This is a genomic window from Streptomyces sp. STAM6 (genome assembly GCF_054963715.1).
The window spans coordinates 1-18,758 of the sequence record NZ_JBUEFZ010000060.1 but is presented as its reverse complement, the minus strand read 5'-3'; the positions used below and the strand labels follow the sequence as shown (position 1 = coordinate 18,758).

Sequence of the window (18,758 nt, the reverse complement as noted above, 5' to 3'; positions counted from 1 at the left end):
CCCCGCGGCCGGAGGCCGCTTGTGGAAGCGGCCTCGATGTACGCGGCGAGCGCCCCGGAGGCGAAGCGAGCCCCACCAGGAAAACTGACTGCGCCTCACGGGCCCGACCCCCCACGGCGGGCCCCCGATTCCCTTCGGGAGGAACGAGAAGTGAGGAACAAGCGCACCAACCCCCGCAGCGGCATAGCCAGACGGTCCCGTCTGCTCGCCGTCACCACCGGTCTGGCTGCCGCCGCCGCCCTCGCGGTCCCCGCCGCGAACGCGGACTCCCCCCAGGCCTTCAGCGCGTCCCAGCTGTCCGCGGCCGGCGCCGCCGTCCTCGATGCCGATGTCGCCGGTACCGCCTGGCACATCGACCCGGCGACCAATGCCCTGGTCGTCACCGCCGACTCGACGGTCTCCCGTGCCGAGATCGCGAAGATCAAGCGTACGGCCGGAGCCAACGCCGGAGCCCTGCGCATCGAGCGCACCCCGGGCAGGTTCTCCAAGCTCATCTCCGGCGGCGACGCGGTCTACGCCACCAGCTGGCGCTGCTCCCTCGGTTTCAACGTCCGCGACAGCGCCGGAACCACGTACTTCCTGACCGCCGGACACTGCACCGACGGAGCCGGCACCTGGTACGCCAACTCCGGCCGTACCACCGTCCTCGGCCCGACCGCCGGGTCCAGCTTCCCGAACAACGACTACGGCATCGTCCGCTACTCCAACACCTCCATCTCCAAGCCCGGCACCGTCGGCAGCGTCGACATCACCAGCGCCGCCAACGCCACCGTGGGCATGTCCGTCACCCGGCGCGGCTCCACCACCGGCACCCACAGCGGCTCCGTCACCGGCCTCAACGCCACCGTGAACTACGGCGGCGGCGACATCGTCTACGGCATGATCCGGACGAACGTGTGCGCCGAGCCCGGCGACAGCGGCGGCCCGCTCTACTCCGGCAGCCGCGCCATCGGCCTCACCTCCGGCGGCAGTGGCAACTGCTCCTCCGGCGGAACGACCTTCTTCCAGCCGGTCACGGAGGCCCTGAGCGCCTACCGCGTCAGCGTCTACTGACCTCGGCCGGCGGTCCACCCTGCACGAGCGGGCCCCCGACCGGATGCCGGCCGGGGGCTCGCGGCGTCCTGCCCGCATTTGAGAGGATGTGAGCGCGGTCGGCCACAGGAGAGCGGGGGCGGATGAAACGCATCGGAGTGACCGGCCACAGAGACATCCCCGAGGAGCTGCTCGCCCATGTGGAGGGCGCGATGCACGCGGCCCTCCGCTGTCACGACGGCTCCCTGGAAGCGCTCTCCAGCCTGGCGGTCGGAGCCGACCAGATCTTCGCCGCCGTCGCGCTCGCCCGCGGGGCCGAGCTCACCGCAGTCATCCCCAGCGGCGACTACGACCTGACCTTCGACGGGCCCGGACAGCTGGCCCGCTACGAGGAACTCAGGAAGCGGGCCACCCGCGAGGTCAGGATGTCCTTCCCGCACTCCACCGACGAGGCGTACTACGCGGCCGGCACATACATCGCCGACAACTGCGACCGGCTCCTCGCGGTCTGGGACGGCCGCCCGGCCCGCGGCCTCGGCGGCACCGGCGACATCGTCCGTTACGCCCGCGGCCTGGGCAGGCCGGTGACCGTGATCTGGCGCGCCGGGGTCGAACGGGCCTGACGCCCCCTCAGCCACCGCCGCTCGGAGCGCTCACCTGCGGTGCTGCACCAGCCAGTCGGTGTGCTGGGGCGAGACAATCCGCTCGGTCTCGTACACCGCCCCGGCCCACTGGTCCTCGCCGATCATCGTCTCCATCGCCGTGTGCATGGCCGCCAGGTCCTCCTCCACCAGGGAGTGTGCCGCTATCAGCGGCTGGTGGCGGCGGATCTCGCTCCACGCCACACAGGACGCCGCCGCGGCGGACAGCAGCGCGGACAGCAGGCCCGACTCGCCGACGGAGAAGGTCCGCAGCACCCCCAGGAAGAGGGCGAGCAGGGTGAGCGCGGCGATGGTCGCCGACCACAGCGTGGTGGCCCGGCGCGACACCTCCGTACGCCTGTGGTACCAGTTGCGCTGCTCGATCAGACGGTCCCTGACATACGTCTCCTTGCGGACCCGGAAGGGCTTGTCCCGCAGCATCCGCATGGCGGGGGTGATCAGATCGGCCCCAGCGTCGGGCGCCGCCTCCCGGGGGTCCAGCCAGCCGACCTTCCGCAGCTCGCCCAGTCCCTCCTCCAGCCGAGCCACGAAAGTCGTCTCGGGATCCGAGGAGTTGGCGTCGAAGGGTGTGCCGTGTACCGCGTACCGCCAGCACATCGACTTGATGAACTCCGCGGCGGAGCGGTTGAGTTGCCAATGCGACTTTGCTCGGCGGCGAGAGGCCCGGTAGGTGACGAACAGCACTCCGGCGTACGCCGACGCGCAGAGCGCCCCTGCCAGTTGGAATGTGTCGCCGATTCGCCAGCCGCCGGGTATCGCCGCCAGGCATGCCCCGGCCACCAGAAGTAGCAGCTGTAACCGGGTACCCTGCACCGCTTCGCGCTGCCGGGCGATGGCGGTCTCGTCCGCGCGGTGGAACAGGACAGGCAGATCTGCGTTTCGGAAGACCATGCTCTGCAGTGGGCCCTGAAACCCGGTCATGCGCACCCCCGTCTGCGGTTTTGTCTTCACTCTTTCGATGGAATGGCTTGTTCCGGCTCGGTCGGGGAATACTGGCGCAACGCTTTTGTTTCAACTACTCGCGTTGATTTGCTGCGGGTGGGCATGAGAGTAAAGTCGTGCCGCCGACACTGCAACGGTGCGGTTCACTCAGAACGACCCATATCCCCCAAGGACGGCCGCCGTGAGCTTTCAGACCTCAGTGATCTTCGCTGCTGCGAAGAAGACCCGTGTGCCTCTTGCCGAGATCGACGTCCGGGGTGCCGACGCCGTCAAGAAGCTCAGCCGTGTCCTTCCGTCCGTCGGTGACCGTACCGAGCGCGCTTCTACGTTCAACTCCGCGCTCTAAACTGGCGGAATGACAGGACCCCTGGTCCCATTCCGCGAGATCGTCCTGAAAGTCCATAGCAGGTGTGATCTTGCATGTGACCACTGCTATGTCTACGAACACGCGGATCAGAGCTGGCGAACCCGCCCCAAGGCAATCTCTGACGACGCGATTTCCTGGACCGCTCTGCGACTGGCCGAGCATGCCGAGAAACATGCCCTGCCCTCCGTGTCAGTGATCCTGCACGGAGGGGAGCCTCTGCTCGCCGGGCCGGCCCGGCTCCGGCGGGTCTGCGAGGAGCTCACCAAGGCCCTCGCCCCCGTCACCACGCTCGACCTCAGGATCCACACCAACGGCCTCCAGCTCAGCCCCCGCTACCTCGATCTCTTCGACGAGTACGGCGTGAAGGTGGGCATCTCCCTCGACGGCGACAAGAAGGCCAACGACCGTCACCGCCGCTTCGCCGACGGCCGCAGCAGCCACCCCCTCGTCCTCCGGGCCGTCGGCCTGCTGCGCCAGGAGCGCTACCGCCACCTCGACCTCGGCCTGCTGTGCACCATCGACGTGGCCAACGACCCCCACGCCGTCTACGACGCGCTGGCCGCGCTCGAACCCCCGCGCATCGACTTCCTCCTGCCCCACGCCACCTGGGAGGACCCGCCACCGCGCCCCGACGGCTCACCCACCGCGTACGCCGACTGGATCCTCGCCGTCTTCGACCGGTGGGACGCGCAGGGCAGGCCCGTACCCGTACGCCTCTTCGAATCCGTCCTGTCCACCCTCGGCGGCGGCCCCAGCCTCACCGAATCCCTCGGCCTCGCCCCCACCGACCTCGTCGTCATCGAGACCGACGGCACCCTCGAACAGGTCGACTCCCTCAAGAGCGCCTACGAGGGCGCCGCCGCCACCGGATTCGACGTCCACCGCCACTCCCTGGACGAGGTCGCCGACCACCCCGGCATCCGGGCCCGCCGGCTCGGGCTCGCCGGCGTCAGCGACACCTGCCGGCGATGCCCCGTCGTCCGCTCCTGCGGCGGCGGCCTCTACACCCACCGCTACCGGGCGGCGAACGGATTCGACAACCCCTCCGTCTACTGCGCCGACCTCGAAGCCCTCGTGCGCGGCATCGAGGACCGCAGCGCCGGCCGGATCGCCTCACCCGCCGTCACCGACCCCGCCGTGCTCCGCGCCGAACAGCACGACCTGACCCGCGTCCTGCTCGCCGAGCTCCACAGCGAACTCGCCGGCCGGGGCGGCGAGCGGTGGGCCGAGGCGTGGGAGCTCGCGGGCGCCGTCGAACAGCGTTCCGACGGCCTCGACGACGTGCTCGCCCACCCCTACACCCGCGGATGGCTCCTCGACTGCCTCGACGCCCTGCGCGAGGACCGCGCCGACGCGCCCCGGCTGGCGCGACACCTGGACCGGCACGTCGCCGCCGCCGCCGTGCGCGGCGGAACCGATGCCCCCGTGCGCGTCGCCTACCGGGACGGCACCCTGCACCTGCCGACCCTCGGCGTGCTCCGGCTCGGCCCCGCCGCGGCCGCCGCCCACGGCGACGCCCGGGTCCGCGCCACCGAGGACGGCTTCGTGGTGCGGGTCGCCGGCGCCGAGCGGCGGATCGTCCTCGGCGACGAGACCGACGCCGACTGGCGGCCGGTGCGCCACGCGGCGAGCGGCCCCGCCATCGATGACCTCGACCCCTACCGCGACCGCTTCGACACCCCCGCCACCGGCCGGCTCGGCCAGGCCGAGGCCGCCGACTTCAGCGACCGGCTCGACCGCGCCTGGAAACTGCTGCGCGACACCGTGCCCGAGCAGGCGGCAGAGGCCGCCGCGAGCCTGACCACCCTGACCCCGCTGACCGGAACCCAGCCGTCGGTCGGCCGCCACGGATACGGCGCACTCGGCCTGCCCCTGCGCGGCGGCGCCGACGACCTGGCCCGGCACCTGCTCCGCGGCTTCCGCCGGGCCAAGTTCCTGGCCCTCACCGAGATCACCGACCTGTACGCGCAGGACGGCTCCTGGAGCCACCCGGCGCCGTGGTCCGCCGCTCCCGTACCGGTCTCCGCCCTGCTGGCGGGGGCGTACGAGCGGGTCGGCATCGCCGCGTACGAACCGCGACACGCCGAACACGCCGCAAAGGCACTGGACCGACTGGAACGCGCCGCCGAACTCACCGTCAGCGGGAAACTCCTGGTTGCCGGAGCGCGCGAGGAACTGGGGATGACCGAAAAGCGGCGTTGATTGACTCAACGTCGTGGGGGCCAACAGAACGTGCTCCGGAATGATTAATTCGCTCGTATCCTTCCCGGATTCGAGTGATCACACAGGACGGGGGTCGTGTGCACGCGTCACCGCAGCAGCGAGCGGCGGACCATCGGCCGTACTTCTTCTTGAGCTATGCGCACACACCGAGATACGGGGCGGGCGGCCCCGATCCCGACATGTGGGTCGAGCGGCTCTTCCGCGATTTGTGCGGCCATGTGATGGCCATGACCGATCTGCCGGCCGGCGCGCCCGCCGGCTTCATGGACCGGGAGATACGATCCGGCGAAGGCTGGTCCGAGCGGCTCGGGGAAGTCCTGGCCACCTGCCGGGTCTTCGTCCCCCTCTTCTCGCCCCGGTACTTCGCCAGCGAGATGTGCGGCAAGGAGTGGTACGCCTTCGCCCAGCGCACGATCTACCACCACGCCAAACACAACAGACCGGCGGACGCCATCGTCCCCGCCCTGTGGGTGCCCGTCCCGCCCGAGCAACTCCCGGGCCCCGCCGAGAGACTCCAGTTCAACCACCGCGACTTCGGCGACCGGTACGTCACCGACGGACTCTACGGACTGATCAAACTCCGGATATTCGCCGAGGAGTACGAGCGGGCCGTCTACGAACTGGCGAAACGCATCGTCTCCGTCGCCGACACCGCCGGTGTCAGCCCCGGCAGACCCGTCGACTACCGCTCGGCCCCCAGCGCCTTCGGCGCCCCCGGCACAGGCCCCCGCCCCCTCCACGTCACCGTGGCCGCCCCCACCCGGCACGACCTTCCCGAAGGCCGGTCCCACGAGTACTACGGCGACCTTCCCCAGGACTGGAACCCCTACCACCCCGAGTCCGCGCGACCCCTCGCCCACCTCGCCGAGGACCTCGCCCGGTCGCTCAACTACCAGGCGACCATCTCCTCCTTCGACCACGACCCGGGGCCCATGGACACCAAACAGCCCCCCACCCGGCCCGAGATCCTGCTCGTCGACCGCTGGGCCCTCCGGGACGAGGACCGCCGCGAGCGGCTCGCCGCCTTCGACGCCGAACACCGCCCCTGGGTCAGCGTCGTCGTCCCCTGGAACCGCGCCGACCCCCAGAGCCGCGCCGCCGAAAGCGACCTGACCGCCGAGCTGGAGCGGACCATGCCCGTCAAGATGGGCCAGGGCCGCGCCGCCAGCCGGGCCGCCGCACGAGGCGTACCGAGCATGGAGGCGTTCGGCCAGATCCTGCCGCAGGTGGTCGAGGCGGCCGCCCAGCAGTACCTCAGACACGCCGCCGTCTACCCGCCCGCGGGCGGGCGACACACCGAACGGCCCCGGCTGCGCGGCCCGATGGCGGCCGAGTACGGCACCACGCACTTCATCCCCGAGACGCATGACAACGCGCCCGATGCGGAGGACCCGGATGACAGCCAGTCGTGACGGACGCATCGTCACCTTCTACTCCTACAAGGGTGGTACGGGACGGACGATGGCCCTGGCCAACACGGCCTGGATTCTCGCCGCGAACGGCAAGCGGGTCCTGGCCGTCGACTGGGACCTGGAGGCGCCCGGCCTGCACCGCTTCTTCCACCCCTTCCTCGACCCCTCCACCCTCGGTGCCACCACCGGTGTCATCGACCTGATCACCGAATACGCCTGGGCCGCCACCAACCCCGTGCAACGGCCCGACGACTGGCACCGGGACTACGCGCGTATCCAGCCGCACGCCGTGTCGCTCACACCCGAGACGCTCGGCTGGGAGTTCCCCGACGGCGGCACCCTGGACTTCGTCTCCGCCGGCAAGCAGAACCGGGAGTACTCCGCCACCGTCTCCACCTTCGACTGGGACAACTTCTACGACCGGCTCGGCGGCGGCCACTTCTTCGACGCCCTGCGCGACGACATGAAGGCCAACTACGACTACGTCCTCATCGACAGCCGCACCGGCCTCAGCGACATCGCCGACATCTGCACCGTGCACCTGCCCGACGCCCTGGTCGACTGCTTCACCCTGAGCGACCAGTCCATGGACGGCGCTGCGGCCGTGGCCCGCCAGATCGACGAGCGGTACGGCGGCCGGGGCATCCAGATCTTCCCCGTACCGATGCGTATCGACGAGGGCGAGAAGGAGAAGGCCGACGCCGGGCGGGCACTGGCCCGGCTGAAGTTCGACGGCTTCCCCAGCGGGCTCACCGGCGAGGAACTCGCCGCCTACTGGGGCGCCGTGGAGATCCCGTACCGGCCCTACTACGCCTACGAGGAGACCCTCGCCACCTTCGGTGACGACGCGGGGATCGCCAACTCGCTGCTGTCCGCCTTCGAGCGGCTCACCGCCGTCATCACCGACGGGCGGGTCACCGCCATGCCGCCCGTCAACGAAGAGGTCCGGCTGCGGATCCGCGACGCCTTCACCCGCCGCCGCCCCGCCATGCCCGCCGACCTCTTCCTCAGCTACGTCGCCGAGAACCGTATGTGGGCCGACTGGATCGAATCGGTCCTCACCCGCGCCGGCTTCCGGGTCGTCCCCCGCGACGTCTCCGCCGACCCCGCCCTCGCCGGCACGAACGCCACCGCCGAGAGCGCCGCCCGCACCGTCGTCCTGCTGTCCAGCGCCTACCTCAAGTCCTCCCGCGCCGTCGAGGTCTGGGAACGTGCCGCTGGCGAGGACCCCGGCGGCGGCCGCCGGCACCTGCTGCCGGTACGCGTCGGGGACGTCCGGCTCACCACCCCGTACATCGACCGGAACCCCGTGGACCTGTTCCGGCTCGACGAGGTGCACGCCACCACCGCACTGCTGCGCGCCCTGGACCGGCCCGTGAAACTCCACGACGGCGTCCCGCCCGGCCCGCGTTTCCCCGGCACCGTGCCCAAGATCTGGAACGCCCCGCCCCGCAACCCCGGCTTCACCGGCCGGTCCGTCGTCCTGGAACGCATGCGGGACCAGCTCGGTGGCGGTATGGCCGTCGTCCTGCCGCAGCCCCAGACGCTGTACGGCCTCGGCGGCGTCGGCAAGACCCAGGTCGCCCTCGAGTACGTCCACCGCTTCATGGCCGACTACGACCTGGTCTGGTGGATCTCCGCCGAACAGACCGACGACGTGATCGCCTCGCTCGCCGAACTCGCCGTCCGCCTCGGCGCCCAGGGCGGCGAGGACATGGCCGCGGCCTCCCAGGAAGCCATCGACCTGCTGCGGCGCGGAGTGCCGTCCAACCGCTGGCTGCTGGTCTTCGACAACGCCGACGACCCCGACCAGCTCAAGAGGTTCTTCCCCACCGGCGGCCACATCCTCGTCACCTCCCGCAACCAGACCTGGTCGCAGTACGGCGACGCGCTGCCCGTCGACGTCTTCCTGCGCGAGGAGTCCATCGAGCACCTCCAGCGCCGCGCCAAGGGCCTGAGCGCGGAGGACGCCGACCAGGTCGCCACCGCCGTCGGAGACCTGCCGCTCGCCGTCGAGCAGGCCGCCGCCTGGATCGCCGAGACCGCCACACCCGTGGCCGCCTACCTGGAGCAGCTGGAACAGGCGGCGGCCCGCACCCTCGCCCTCAATCAGCCGGCCGGCTACCCCGAACCGGTCGCCGCGACCTGGAACGTCTCCATCGAACGCCTCAAGGAGCGCTCACCGGCCGCCGTGCGGCTGCTCCAGCTGTGCGCCTTCTTCGCACCCGAGCCGATCCACGCCAACCTCCTCTACAGCAAGGAGATGATCGAGGCCCTCAAGCCCTACGACGCGTCCCTGCAGGAGAAACTGGTGCTCGGGCGGGTGATCCGGGAAATCGGCCGGTTCGCCCTCGCCAAGGTCGACCAGGTGTCCAACTCCATCCAGGTGCACCGGCTGGTGCAGGCCGTGATCCGCGCCCAGCTGTCCGAGGAGGAACAGCGGGAGGCCCGGCACGCCGTCCACCGCATCCTCGCCGGCGCACGCCCGGACGACGACGAGCCGATCGACAACCCCGAGACCTGGCCCCGGTTCGCCACCATCTGGCCGCACCTCGGCACCTCCGAGGCCCGGTACTGCAAGGAGCCGGAGACCCGCCGGCTGCTCATCGACCGCGTGCGCTACCTGTGGAAACGCGGTGACGTGCAGACCGCCTGGAGCCTGGGCAGCGACCTGCGCGAGGCGTGGCGCGAGATGCTCGGCAACGACGATCTCCAGTACCTCTACCTGCGCTTCCACCTCTCCAACATCCTGCGCACCCAGGGCCGGTACGTGGAGGCCAAGGAGCTCGACGAGGAGACGCTGGTGCGCCAGCGCAGGGTCCTCGGCCCCTCCCACCCGCACACCTACATGACCACCAGCGGGCTCGCCATGGACCTCGGCACCCTCGGCCAGTACGGCAGGGCGATGGAGCTGGCCACCGAGGCGCACGAGGGCTTCAGCCAGATCTTCCACGAGTCCCACCCGCGCACCCTCGCCGCCGCCAACAACCTGGCCCTCAACCTGCGCATGGTCGGCCAGTACGCCCGGGCGCGCGAGATCGACCAGGACGTCTTCGACCGGCGCACCGAGGTGCTCGGCCCCGAGCACCCCTACACCCTCTCCTCGGCCACCTCGCTCGCCCGCGACCTCCGCGAAGTCGGCCGGTACGAGGACTCGGTGACGCTGCTCAGCCGGACCTACGACGCCTACAAGGAGACCCTCGGCCGGGCCTTCCCCGGCACCCTCGCCGCCGCCAAGAGCCTCGCGGTGTCCCTGCGCAGGGCAGGCCGGCTGGACGACGCCCGAAGGCTGACCACGGCCACCCGTAACCGCTACCGCGCCAAGTACACCTCGGCCAACCCGGACTCGCTGGCCTGCGACCTGAACCTGGCCGCGGACCTGTTCGCGGCGGGGGAGCCGGTGGCGGCCCGTGACCTGGCGCAGGAGGTCGTCGACCAGTACATGAAGGTGCCGGGGGAGCGGCACCCGTACACCCTCGCCGCCCTCAACAACCTCGGCATCTACCAGTGGGGCTGCGGGACGCCCGAGCTCGCGGAGCAGACACTGGACAGCGCGCTGCGGGTCATGCGGGAGGTGCTGGGGGAGCGGCATCCGCACGCGCTGTTCTGTACCGTCAACCTCGCCAACGCCAAGGCCGACCTCGGTGAGTTCGACCTCGCCCTGGAAATCGAACGGCGCACCCTCGGCCTGCTGAGGGAGGTGCTGGGCGGACACCACCCGGAGGTGCTCGGCGTCGCGTCCAACCTCGCCGTCACGCTCGGCGCGCTCGGCCGCAAGGACGAGGCGGCGCGGGTGCGGTCGGAGACGGCCGAGGAACTGTCGCGGCAGCTCGGAGACGACCACGCGCTGACCCGGCTGTCACGCGAGGACCGCCGGGTCCACCGAGACCTGGAGCCGCTGGCCGTCTAAATCTTCCGGCTCGGTTCGGCTCCGGGGCGGCTTTGCCTGCGCCGACGGTCGATCGTGCTCGGCTCCTCGTTCCTCGGAGCCTGTGCGCGTTCTCCCTTTCGGCGCAGTCGCCGCCCCTTCGCCTCACTCGCCGGGCGGCGCGAGCAGGTCCTCACCCGGCGGCGAGCAGCCAGGTGAGGACACGGGGCAGGGCGTGCAGGGCGTCGAAGTGCGCGGCGGCCGGTTCCAGGACGGCCGTCGCGCCCGGGATGCGCTGGGCGAGCCAGCGGGAGTGCCCGACCGGCGAGAACACATCCTGCTCGCCGTGCCAGAGCAGCACTTCACCGGGGATGTCCGCCGGGTCGAAGCCCCAGGGGCTGCAGAAGGCCAGCGCGTCGTCGATCCACCCGTACGCGGAGGTCCGCAGGGCCTCCTGGTAGTTGCGCAGCAGCATCGACCGGACGCCCGCGTCCGAGACGACCATCCGGTCGGAGGCCGTCAGTTCGCGGCGCAGGTCGTCGAGGAGCCGGACCGGGTCCTTCCTGATCTCGTCGGCGCGCGGGGTGAGCCGGGCGGCGACACCTTCCGGGTCGAGGGTCGCGGTCGTGTACTCCGTCACGTTCGACGCGGCCATGCCCTCGAACCAGTCCAGTCCGTCGGCGTCCCGCGGCGCCAGGGTCACCAGCGCGGCCGTCCGTGTCACCCGCTCCGGCAGCAGCGCCGCGCAGGCCAGTGCGTGCGGGGCGCCGCCGGAGCGGCCCACCACCGCGAACCTCTCCAGGCCGAGGGCGTCGGCGATCGCCGCCACGTCCGAGGCCACATCGGCCACACTGCGGCCCTTCAGCCGGTCCGAACCGCCGTAGCCGGGACGGTCGTACGCGATCAGCTGCATGCCGCGCTGGTAGAGCACCATGCCTCTGGGGGCCGGGCCGAGCCGGCTCCCGGGCGTGCCGTGCAACAGGAACACCGGACTGCCGTACGGGTCCCCCAGGCGCTCCACCATCAGATGCCGGCCGTCGGCCGCGCGCACCTGACGTCGCAAAACGCGTCTCCTTCGCCGTAGGTGACTGCCACCGCTCCGATGATGACCCATCAGGAGCCGCCGGGGGACTCTCTTTCCGGCGCGATCACCCGACCGAATCCGGACTGGTCTGGTCCTTACCGTCTGCACACGGTGTGATCGCGAGGGGTGTTCGCATATGGAACCGATCGGTTGTGACCCTCGGTAGGTGGGCGCGCCGGGGGCGCGAAGTGAAGGTCGCGTGCGCGTCCTGAAGTCGACCTTGTGTGCTACCCGTTGGTATCGGGATAGTGGGCGCTCCATCCTCCGTGTCAGGGCGCCCCACGTGCCCGGACGCGGCCCCCACAGGAGGTTGACGTTGAAGCACCGACGCATACCCAAGAGGCGTGCGGCACTGGCCGGCGGAGCCGTGGTGGCGCTGCTCGGAGCGGGAGTCACTTTCCAGACTGCGAACGCCAGCGAGGAAGCCCCGCAGTTCACTGTGAAGACCCTGTCGGCCGCGGCGGCGGGCGATCTGGCCTCGTCGCTCGACAAGAAGCTGGGCGGTGACACCGCCGGCGCGTACTACGACGTGAAGTCGAAGACGCTCGTGGTCAATGTGGTCGACGAGGCGGCGGCCCAGTCCGTGCGCAAGGCCGGCGGCAAGGCACGCGTCGTCGAGAACACGCTCGCCGAGCTGACGGGCGCCCGGCAGACGCTGAAGAAGCAGGCGACCATCCCCGGCACGTCCTGGGCCGTCGACCCGGTGACCAACAAGGTGGTCGTGACCGCCGACCGCACGGTCAAGGGCACCTCCCTGGACAAGCTCACCCAGGTGGTCAAGGGCCTGGGCGCCAGAGCGGAACTGAAGCGCTCGGCCGGGGAGTTCAAGCCGTTCGTCGCGGGCGGCGACGCGATCCACTCCGGCGGCGGGCGCTGCTCGCTCGGGTTCAACGTGGTCAAGGACGGCCAGCCGCACTTCATCACCGCGGGCCACTGCGGCCAGGCGGGCAGCAAGTGGGCGGAGTCCCAGGGCGGCCCGGAGATCGGCACGATGGCCGACTCGCAGTTCCCGGGCAATGACTTCGCGCTGGTCAAGTACAACGGGGACGCCGCGCACCCGAGCGAGGTGAACCTGTACAACGGCAGCACGCAGGCCATCACCAAGGCGGGCGAGGCGACCGTCGGCATGAAGGTGACCCGCAGCGGCTCCACCACCCAGGTCCACGACGGCGAGGTCACCGGCCTGAACGCCACGGTGAACTACGGCAACGGCGACATCGTCGAGGGCCTCATCCAGACCAACGTCTGCGCCGAGCCGGGCGACAGCGGCGGCTCGCTGTTCGCCGGTGACACGGCGATCGGTCTGACCTCGGGCGGCAGCGGCGACTGCTCCTCCGGTGGCGAGACGTTCTTCCAGCCGGTCCCGGAGGCGCTGGCCGCCTTCGGCGCGGAGATCGGCTGACGCTCCGCACGTGAGACGTGAGAGGGGCCCCGGACCACGGTCCGGGGCCCCTCTTCCCGTCATGTCCCCGCCCGGTCACGTCCCCGCCGGGGTCCGCCGGGTCTCGGAGGGCGCACCGGCCGGCGCACCCTCCGGCGGTTTCCGCACCGACGACACCACCAGGGTGATCACGGCGCCGACCACCGCCCAGACGGCCAGGACCTGCATCGACCCGGAGAGCGCGTTCCCCTTGAAGTACGCGATCGAACGCGCCGCCCAGGTGCCGGCGCCCGGCGGCAGGGCCGGGCCGATCGCCCGCCAGAAGTCGGGCAGCATCGGCCACGGGTACGCGCCCCCGGCGCTCGGGTTGCCCAGGATCACGATCAGCAGGACGGCCAGGCCGATGCCGATGATCCCGGTGAGCGCCTGGAGCGCGAGGGTCGCCGCGCCGACCGCGAAGACGACCAGGGCGCCCAGCCCCCACAGGGCCGCCGTGCTGCCGGGCAGCGCCCCGAGGACCGGGCCGACGATGATCGCGCCGCCGAGGCCCCCGGCGATCCCGGAGAGCGCGACGACGGCGAGCCGGATGATCGCGCGCTGGGGGTTCGAGGGCCGGGAGCCCGCGCTGATCGCCAGGATCGACGCGCACAGATAGCCGCCCACGCACCACCCCACCACCAGGTAGAACGAGGTCAGACCGTTGAAGTCCTGGCGGGAGACCGGGGACACGTCGACCGTCCGTACGGTGCGGCCCTGGGCCCGCTCCGCGTCGGTGATGATCGCGTTCAGGGCGTTGGCGAGGCTCGCGCCGCCGCCGGAGGCGACCAGCAGGGTGTCGGTGGTGCCTCTCGGGTCGACGATCAGGGCGCCGTGGATCTTCCGGTCCATGATCTGGTCGCGGGCCTCGGCCCGGTCGGCGAGCACCCGTGGGTCCAGTGGGTCACCGGGCAGCCGTGCGAGCCGGTCGGCGGCCCGGGGGGCCGCCGCGCCGGGGGCCACGACGCCGAACGGCACGTCCGTCGGCTTCGGCCGGTGCAGGGCTCCGACGTAGGACGCGATGAACAGCAGCTGCAGGGCGAGGACGCCGATGACCAGCAGCGCGGCCCGGGGCGTGACGGCGTTCTTGATCTCGTCGGCGAACGTCATGTCCCCCACGCTCGGCGGCGCCCGCCGTTCGCGCAGGCGGGGCGGGGCCGAATGGCGGACCGGGACGGGGAGGCGCCTCGGTGGCCGGACCGGGCATGCCCCCGCGCGAAGCACATCCGGAATGATGTCGTACATGCGTTCGAAACTTGGTCTATGGTGGAAGGAGGGGGAGGTGAGAACGGATTGATCCAGGAGGTGCGGGTGCCAGGGTTCACGCATCTGCACACCGTTTCGGGGTTTTCCCTGCGGTACGGGGCCTCGCACCCGGAGCGGCTGGCCGCCCGCGCCGCCGAGCGCGGCATGGACGCCGTCGCCCTGACCGACCGCGACACCGTCGCGGGGGCGGTCCGGTTCGCCCGGGCCTGCGCCAGGGAGGGCGTCCGCCCGCTGTTCGGCGTGGACCTCGCGATCGGCGAGCGGGCCCGCACGGAGGAGAGGCCCACCGAGCGGCGCCGCACCCCCGTGCGCGGCGGCGCCTTCATCGACGAATCCGCACCCCGCGCGATCTTCCTGGCCCGTTCCCGGCAGGGCTGGGCCACTCTGTGCCGGCTGATCACCGCCGCCCACGCGGAGGAGAACGGAGCCGTCCGCGCCCCGGGGAACGGTTCCGGGCGTACCGGCGGGACCGGCAGCCCGCTGCTGCCCTGGGCCGACAACCACGGCGACGGCCTGACCGTACTCCTCGGGCCCGACTCCGAGGTCGGCCGCGCCCTCGCCGCCGGCCGCCCCGACCGTGCCGCCCGGCTCCTCGCCCCCTGGCGCGAGGCCCACGGCGATGCCCTGCGCCTGGAGGTCGTCCACCACGGCCGGACCGGCACCGGCCCCGGCTCGCTCCGGCACGCCGCCCGCACCCTCGGCCTCGCCGCCGAACAGGGCGTGCGGCCCGTGCTCACCAACGCGGTGCGGTACGCCGACCCCGGCCTCGGCCCGGTCGCCGACGTCCTCGACGCGGCCCGCCGGCTGGTCCCCGTCGACCCCCGCAAGGGCCTCGACAGCGGGGAGCGCTGGCTCAAGGACCCGGCCACGATGGAGGCGGCCGCCGAGCGGGTCGCCGAGGCCGCCGGCTTCCGCCGCGACACCGCCCACCGGCTGCTCGCCATGACCGAGGAGACGGCGGCCGGGTGCGTCGTCGACCCCGAGGACGACCTGGGCATGGGCACCGTCCACTTCCCCGAGCCGCACCTGGTCGGCGCGGACCGGCGCACCGCCGAGCGCGTACTGCGCTCCCGCTGCGCCGCCGGCATGGTGCTGCGCCGCCACGACCAGGACCGTACCTACTGGGCCCGGCTGGAGGACGAGCTGCGCACCATCGAACGGCTCGGCTTCGCCTCGTACTTCCTCACCGTCGCCCAGGTCGTCGACGACGTCCGCGCCATGGGCATCCGGGTCGCCGCGCGCGGCTCCGGCGCCGGCTCCCTGGTCAACCACCTCCTCGGCATCGCCCACGCCGACCCGGTCGAACAGGACCTGCTGATGGAGCGGTTCCTGTCGGTGCGGCGGCCCGCGCTGCCCGACATCGACATCGACGTGGAGTCCGCCCGCCGCCTGGAGGTCTACCGCGCGATCCTCGGCCGCTTCGGCCCCGAGCGGGTCGCCGCCGTCGCCATGCCCGAGACCTACCGGGTCCGCCACGCGGTGCGGGACGTCGGCGCCGCCCTGTCCATGGACCCCGCCGAGATCGACCGGATCGCCAAGTCCTTCCCGCACATCCGCGCCCGGGACGCCCGCGCCGCCCTCGACGAACTGCCCGAGCTGCGCGACCTGGCCGGGGAGCGCGAGAAGTACGGAAAGCTGTGGGAGCTGGTCGAGGCGCTGGACGCGCTGCCGCGCGGCGTCGCCATGCACCCGTGCGGGGTGCTGCTCTCGGACGCCTCGCTGCTCTCCCGTACGCCGGTGATGCCGACCAGCGGCGAGAGCTTCCCCATGTCCCAGTTCGACAAGGACGACGTGGAGGAGCTCGGGCTGCTCAAGCTCGACGTCCTCGGCGTGCGGATGCAGTCGGCGATGGCGCACGCGGTCGCCGAGGTCGAGCGGGCGAGCGGTGAGGTGGTCGACCTCGACGACCCGGAGCAGGTGCGGCCCGGCGACCCCGCCACCTATGAACTCATTCGCTCCACCGAGACGCTCGGCTGCTTCCAGATCGAGTCGCCGGGCCAGCGCGACCTGGTCGGGCGGCTGCAGCCGGCCACCTTCCACGACCTGGTCGTGGACATCTCTCTCTTCCGGCCGGGACCGGTCGCGGCCGACATGGTGCGGCCGTTCATCGAGGCCCGGCACGGCCGGGCACCCGTCCGCTACCCCCACCCCGATCTGGAGGACGCGCTGAGGGAGACGTACGGAGTCGTCGTCTTCCACGAGCAGATCATCAAGATCGTGGACATCATGACCGGCTGCGGCCGGGAGGAGGCCGACGCGGTGCGGCGCGGGCTGTCCGACCCCGAGTCCCAGGGCCGGATCAAGGTCTGGTTCGAACAGCACGCGCGGGCGCGGGGGTACGCGCCCGACGTGGTCGCCCGTACCTGGGAGATCGTCGAGGCCTTCGGCAGTTACGGCTTCTGCAAGGCCCACGCGGTCGCCTTCGCCGTTCCGACGTACCAGTCGGCGTGGCTCAAGGCCCACCACCCGGCCGCCTTCTACGCCGGGCTGCTCACCCACGACCCCGGCATGTACCCGAAGCGGCTGCTGCTGGCGGACGCGCGGCGGCGCGGGGTGCCGGTGCTCCCGGTGGACGTGAACCGGTCCGCGGCCGCACACAGGATCGAACTGGTGTCCGGTTCACTGGGGAAGTGGGGCCTGCGGCTCGCCCTCGGCGACGTCCACGGCATCAGCGAGGCGGAGGCGGCCCGGATCGAGGCCGGACAGCCCTACGCCTCTCTGCTGGACTTCTGGGAACGGGCCCGGCCCAGCCGCCCCGTCGCCGAACGGCTCGCGCAGGTCGGCGCGCTCGACGCGTTCGGCGCCAACCGCCGCGACCTGCTGCTCCACCTCGCCGAACTCCACCGCATCCAGCGGGGATCCGGCTCCTACGGGGACCAGCTCCCCCTCGCCGGCGGCCGGAAATCCGCGCCCGTCGGGCTGCCGGACCTCAGCGACGCCGAACGGCTCAGCGCCGAACTGGGCGTGCTGTCCATGGACGCCTCACGGAACCTGATGAGCGACCACCGGGCCTTCCTGGAGGAGCTCGGCGTGGTCACCGCACAGCGGTTGCGCGCGGCCCCGCACGGGCGGACCGTGCTGGTCGCCGGCGCCAAGGCGGCCACCCAGACCCCGCCCATCCGGTCCGGCAAACGGGTCATCTTCAGCACGCTCGACGACGGCACGGGCCTGGTCGACCTGGCCTTCTTCGACAACAGCCACGAGGCCTGCGCCCACACCGTCTTCCACTCCTGGCTGCTGCTGGTGCGCGGAGTGGTGCAGCGGCGCGGGCCGCGCAGCCTCAGCGTGGTCGGCTCGGCCGCCTGGAACCTCGCCGAACTGGTGGAGCTGCGCCGCGAGGGCGGCCTGGACGCGGTGGCGGCACGCCTCGCGGAGCCGGTGCCCGCCACGCCGTCCTCCTCCGGCACCGGACGGCGGATCACCATGCCCACCGGGTACGAGATGAACCCCTGGGCGGACCTGCGCCCGGCGGGTGAAGGAGTGGCCGGGGCGCCGAAGAAGCTGTGGCACCAGAGTCCGGGGAGCGCGGGATGATCCTCCACGTACGGTTCCGGCTGGAGCCCATGCATGAGGCGCTGCTGCCGCAACTGGTCGCGCTGATCGGCGAGTTCACCCCCGTCGTCGAGGCAGCGCCGCCCGACGCCGCGCTCGCCGACGTACGCGGCGCCGTGCGGTACTTCGGGCGCGGGCCCGCCGGACTGGCCGCCCTGATCCGGGTCCGGGCGCTCGCCCTGTACGGCGTGGAGTGCGCCGTCGGCGCCGGCCCCAACCCGATGCTGGCCCGGATGGCGGCACGTGAGGCCGCGCCCGGCACCACTCTCGTGGTCGAGGACGCCGAGGCGTTCCTGCGGGACAAGCCGGTCGCCACGCTGTACGGGGTCGGTCCGGCCACCGCCCGCACCCTCAGCACATACGGGCTGGACTCCATCGGCCGGGTCGCGGCCGCCCCGCTCGCCGTGCTCCAGCGGATCGTGGGCGCCCGCGCCGGACGCGAACTGTGGGAGCGGGCGCGGGGCATCGACCGCACGGCCGTCGTCCCCAACGCCGCCTCCCGGTCGATCGCCGCGGAACGGGCCTTCGACCGGGACGAACTGGATCCGGACCGGCAGCGGCGCGCCCTGCTCTCGCTCGCCGGGGAGTTGGGCGCCCGGATGCGGACCGAGGACCAGATCTGCCGCTCCCTCACGCTCACCGTGCGGTACGCCGACCGCTCCACCACCACCCGGACCCGCACCCTGCGCGAGCCGACCGCCCACTCGGCGGCGCTGTGCGAGGCCGCCTACGCCCTGCACGACGCGCTCGGACTGCAACGCGCCCGGGTCCGCGGGATCGCGCTGCGCGCGGAGGGGCTGGTTCCCGCCGAACGGGCCACGCACCAGCTCTCCTTCGATCCCGCCGACGAGAAGGCCCGCCGGATCGAGGCGGTGGCGGACCGGGCGCGGGCGAAGTTCGGCCGCCAGGTGATCGTGCCGGGCTCGCTGGCCG

12 protein-coding genes are annotated in these 18,758 nt (G+C 72.0%); 9 read left to right on the top strand and 3 right to left on the bottom strand.

Annotation, left to right across the window (positions count from 1 at the left end):
- The first annotated feature begins 150 nt into the window (after window positions 1–150).
- Both ACY34K_RS33010 and ACY34K_RS33005 read left to right on the top strand, forming a co-directional pair.
- Complete coding sequence (locus tag ACY34K_RS33010) at window positions 151–1,053, top strand: S1 family peptidase (RefSeq protein ID WP_462753808.1); 903 nt, start codon at window positions 151–153, stop codon at window positions 1,051–1,053.
- A gap of 122 nt (window positions 1,054–1,175) precedes the next feature.
- Window positions 1,176–1,655, top strand: coding sequence for a hypothetical protein (locus ACY34K_RS33005; RefSeq protein WP_462753806.1), 480 nt, complete (start codon window positions 1,176–1,178; stop codon window positions 1,653–1,655).
- Between the two features lie 30 nt (window positions 1,656–1,685).
- Here the strand turns inward: ACY34K_RS33005 and ACY34K_RS33000 are convergent, their stop codons facing one another.
- Entirely contained in the window at window positions 1,686–2,585 is a 900-nt protein-coding gene (locus tag ACY34K_RS33000; protein WP_462753804.1) for a DUF4231 domain-containing protein, read from the bottom strand.
- A 232-nt stretch (window positions 2,586–2,817) separates the two neighbouring features.
- Between ACY34K_RS33000 and fxsA the strand changes: the two genes are divergently transcribed.
- The 4 genes from fxsA (at window position 2,818) to fxsT (ending at window position 10,548) form a co-directional block, all read left to right on the top strand.
- Window positions 2,818–2,982 (top strand): FxSxx-COOH cyclophane-containing RiPP peptide, encoded by a 165-nt coding sequence (gene fxsA, locus ACY34K_RS32995; protein WP_462753803.1) that lies wholly within the window; start codon window positions 2,818–2,820, stop codon window positions 2,980–2,982.
- A 9-nt stretch (window positions 2,983–2,991) separates the two neighbouring features.
- Complete coding sequence (fxsBH, locus tag ACY34K_RS32990) at window positions 2,992–5,205, top strand: radical SAM/SPASM protein FxsBH, inactivated beta-hydroxylase extension form (RefSeq protein ID WP_462753801.1); 2,214 nt, start codon at window positions 2,992–2,994, stop codon at window positions 5,203–5,205.
- Between the two features lie 74 nt (window positions 5,206–5,279).
- Window positions 5,280–6,638, top strand: coding sequence for an FxsC protein (gene fsxC, locus ACY34K_RS32985; protein ID WP_462753800.1), 1,359 nt, complete (start codon window positions 5,280–5,282; stop codon window positions 6,636–6,638).
- Window positions 6,622–10,548, top strand: a complete 3,927-nt coding sequence (gene fxsT, locus ACY34K_RS32980) for an FxSxx-COOH system tetratricopeptide repeat protein (RefSeq protein WP_462753798.1) — start codon at window positions 6,622–6,624, stop codon at window positions 10,546–10,548. The genes fsxC and fxsT overlap by 17 nt, the downstream gene beginning before the upstream one ends.
- Window positions 10,549–10,699: 151 nt before the next feature.
- On the opposite strand, the gene ACY34K_RS32975 is transcribed toward fxsT, so the two are convergent.
- Window positions 10,700–11,569: an alpha/beta fold hydrolase gene (locus ACY34K_RS32975; RefSeq protein ID WP_462753796.1), complete on the bottom strand. Its 870-nt coding sequence runs from the start codon at window positions 11,567–11,569 to the stop codon at window positions 10,700–10,702.
- 337 nt (window positions 11,570–11,906) lie between these two features.
- Between ACY34K_RS32975 and ACY34K_RS32970 the strand changes: the two genes are divergently transcribed.
- The gene (locus tag ACY34K_RS32970; RefSeq protein ID WP_462753794.1) at window positions 11,907–12,992 is read left to right on the top strand and encodes a S1 family peptidase; all 1,086 of its coding nucleotides are present in this window, start codon (window positions 11,907–11,909) and stop codon (window positions 12,990–12,992) included.
- Window positions 12,993–13,067: 75 nt separating this feature from the next.
- Here the strand turns inward: ACY34K_RS32970 and ACY34K_RS32965 are convergent, their stop codons facing one another.
- The gene (locus ACY34K_RS32965) at window positions 13,068–14,117 is read right to left on the bottom strand and encodes an ABC-2 transporter permease (protein ID WP_462753792.1); all 1,050 of its coding nucleotides are present in this window, start codon (window positions 14,115–14,117) and stop codon (window positions 13,068–13,070) included.
- 201 nt (window positions 14,118–14,318) lie between these two features.
- Here ACY34K_RS32965 and ACY34K_RS32960 point away from each other — a divergent pair, with 201 nt between their 5' ends.
- Window positions 14,319–17,807, top strand: coding sequence for a DNA polymerase III subunit alpha (locus ACY34K_RS32960; RefSeq protein ID WP_462753790.1), 3,489 nt, complete (start codon window positions 14,319–14,321; stop codon window positions 17,805–17,807).
- The coding region (locus ACY34K_RS32955; RefSeq protein ID WP_462753788.1) for a DNA polymerase Y family protein at window positions 17,804–18,758 on the top strand (955 nt) is incomplete at its 3' end. The genes ACY34K_RS32960 and ACY34K_RS32955, both read left to right, overlap by 4 nt.

Coding starts and splice junctions, on each gene's coding strand:
- ACY34K_RS33000 (WP_462753804.1), bottom strand. CDS start 2,585: ATGGTCTTCCGAAACGCAGATCTGCCTGTCCTGTTCCACCGCGCGGAC.
- fxsT (WP_462753798.1), top strand. CDS start 6,622: ATGACAGCCAGTCGTGACGGACGCATCGTCACCTTCTACTCCTACAAG.
- ACY34K_RS32965 (WP_462753792.1), bottom strand. CDS start 14,117: ATGACGTTCGCCGACGAGATCAAGAACGCCGTCACGCCCCGGGCCGCG.
- ACY34K_RS33005 (WP_462753806.1), top strand. CDS start 1,176: ATGAAACGCATCGGAGTGACCGGCCACAGAGACATCCCCGAGGAGCTG.
- fxsBH (WP_462753801.1), top strand. CDS start 2,992: ATGACAGGACCCCTGGTCCCATTCCGCGAGATCGTCCTGAAAGTCCAT.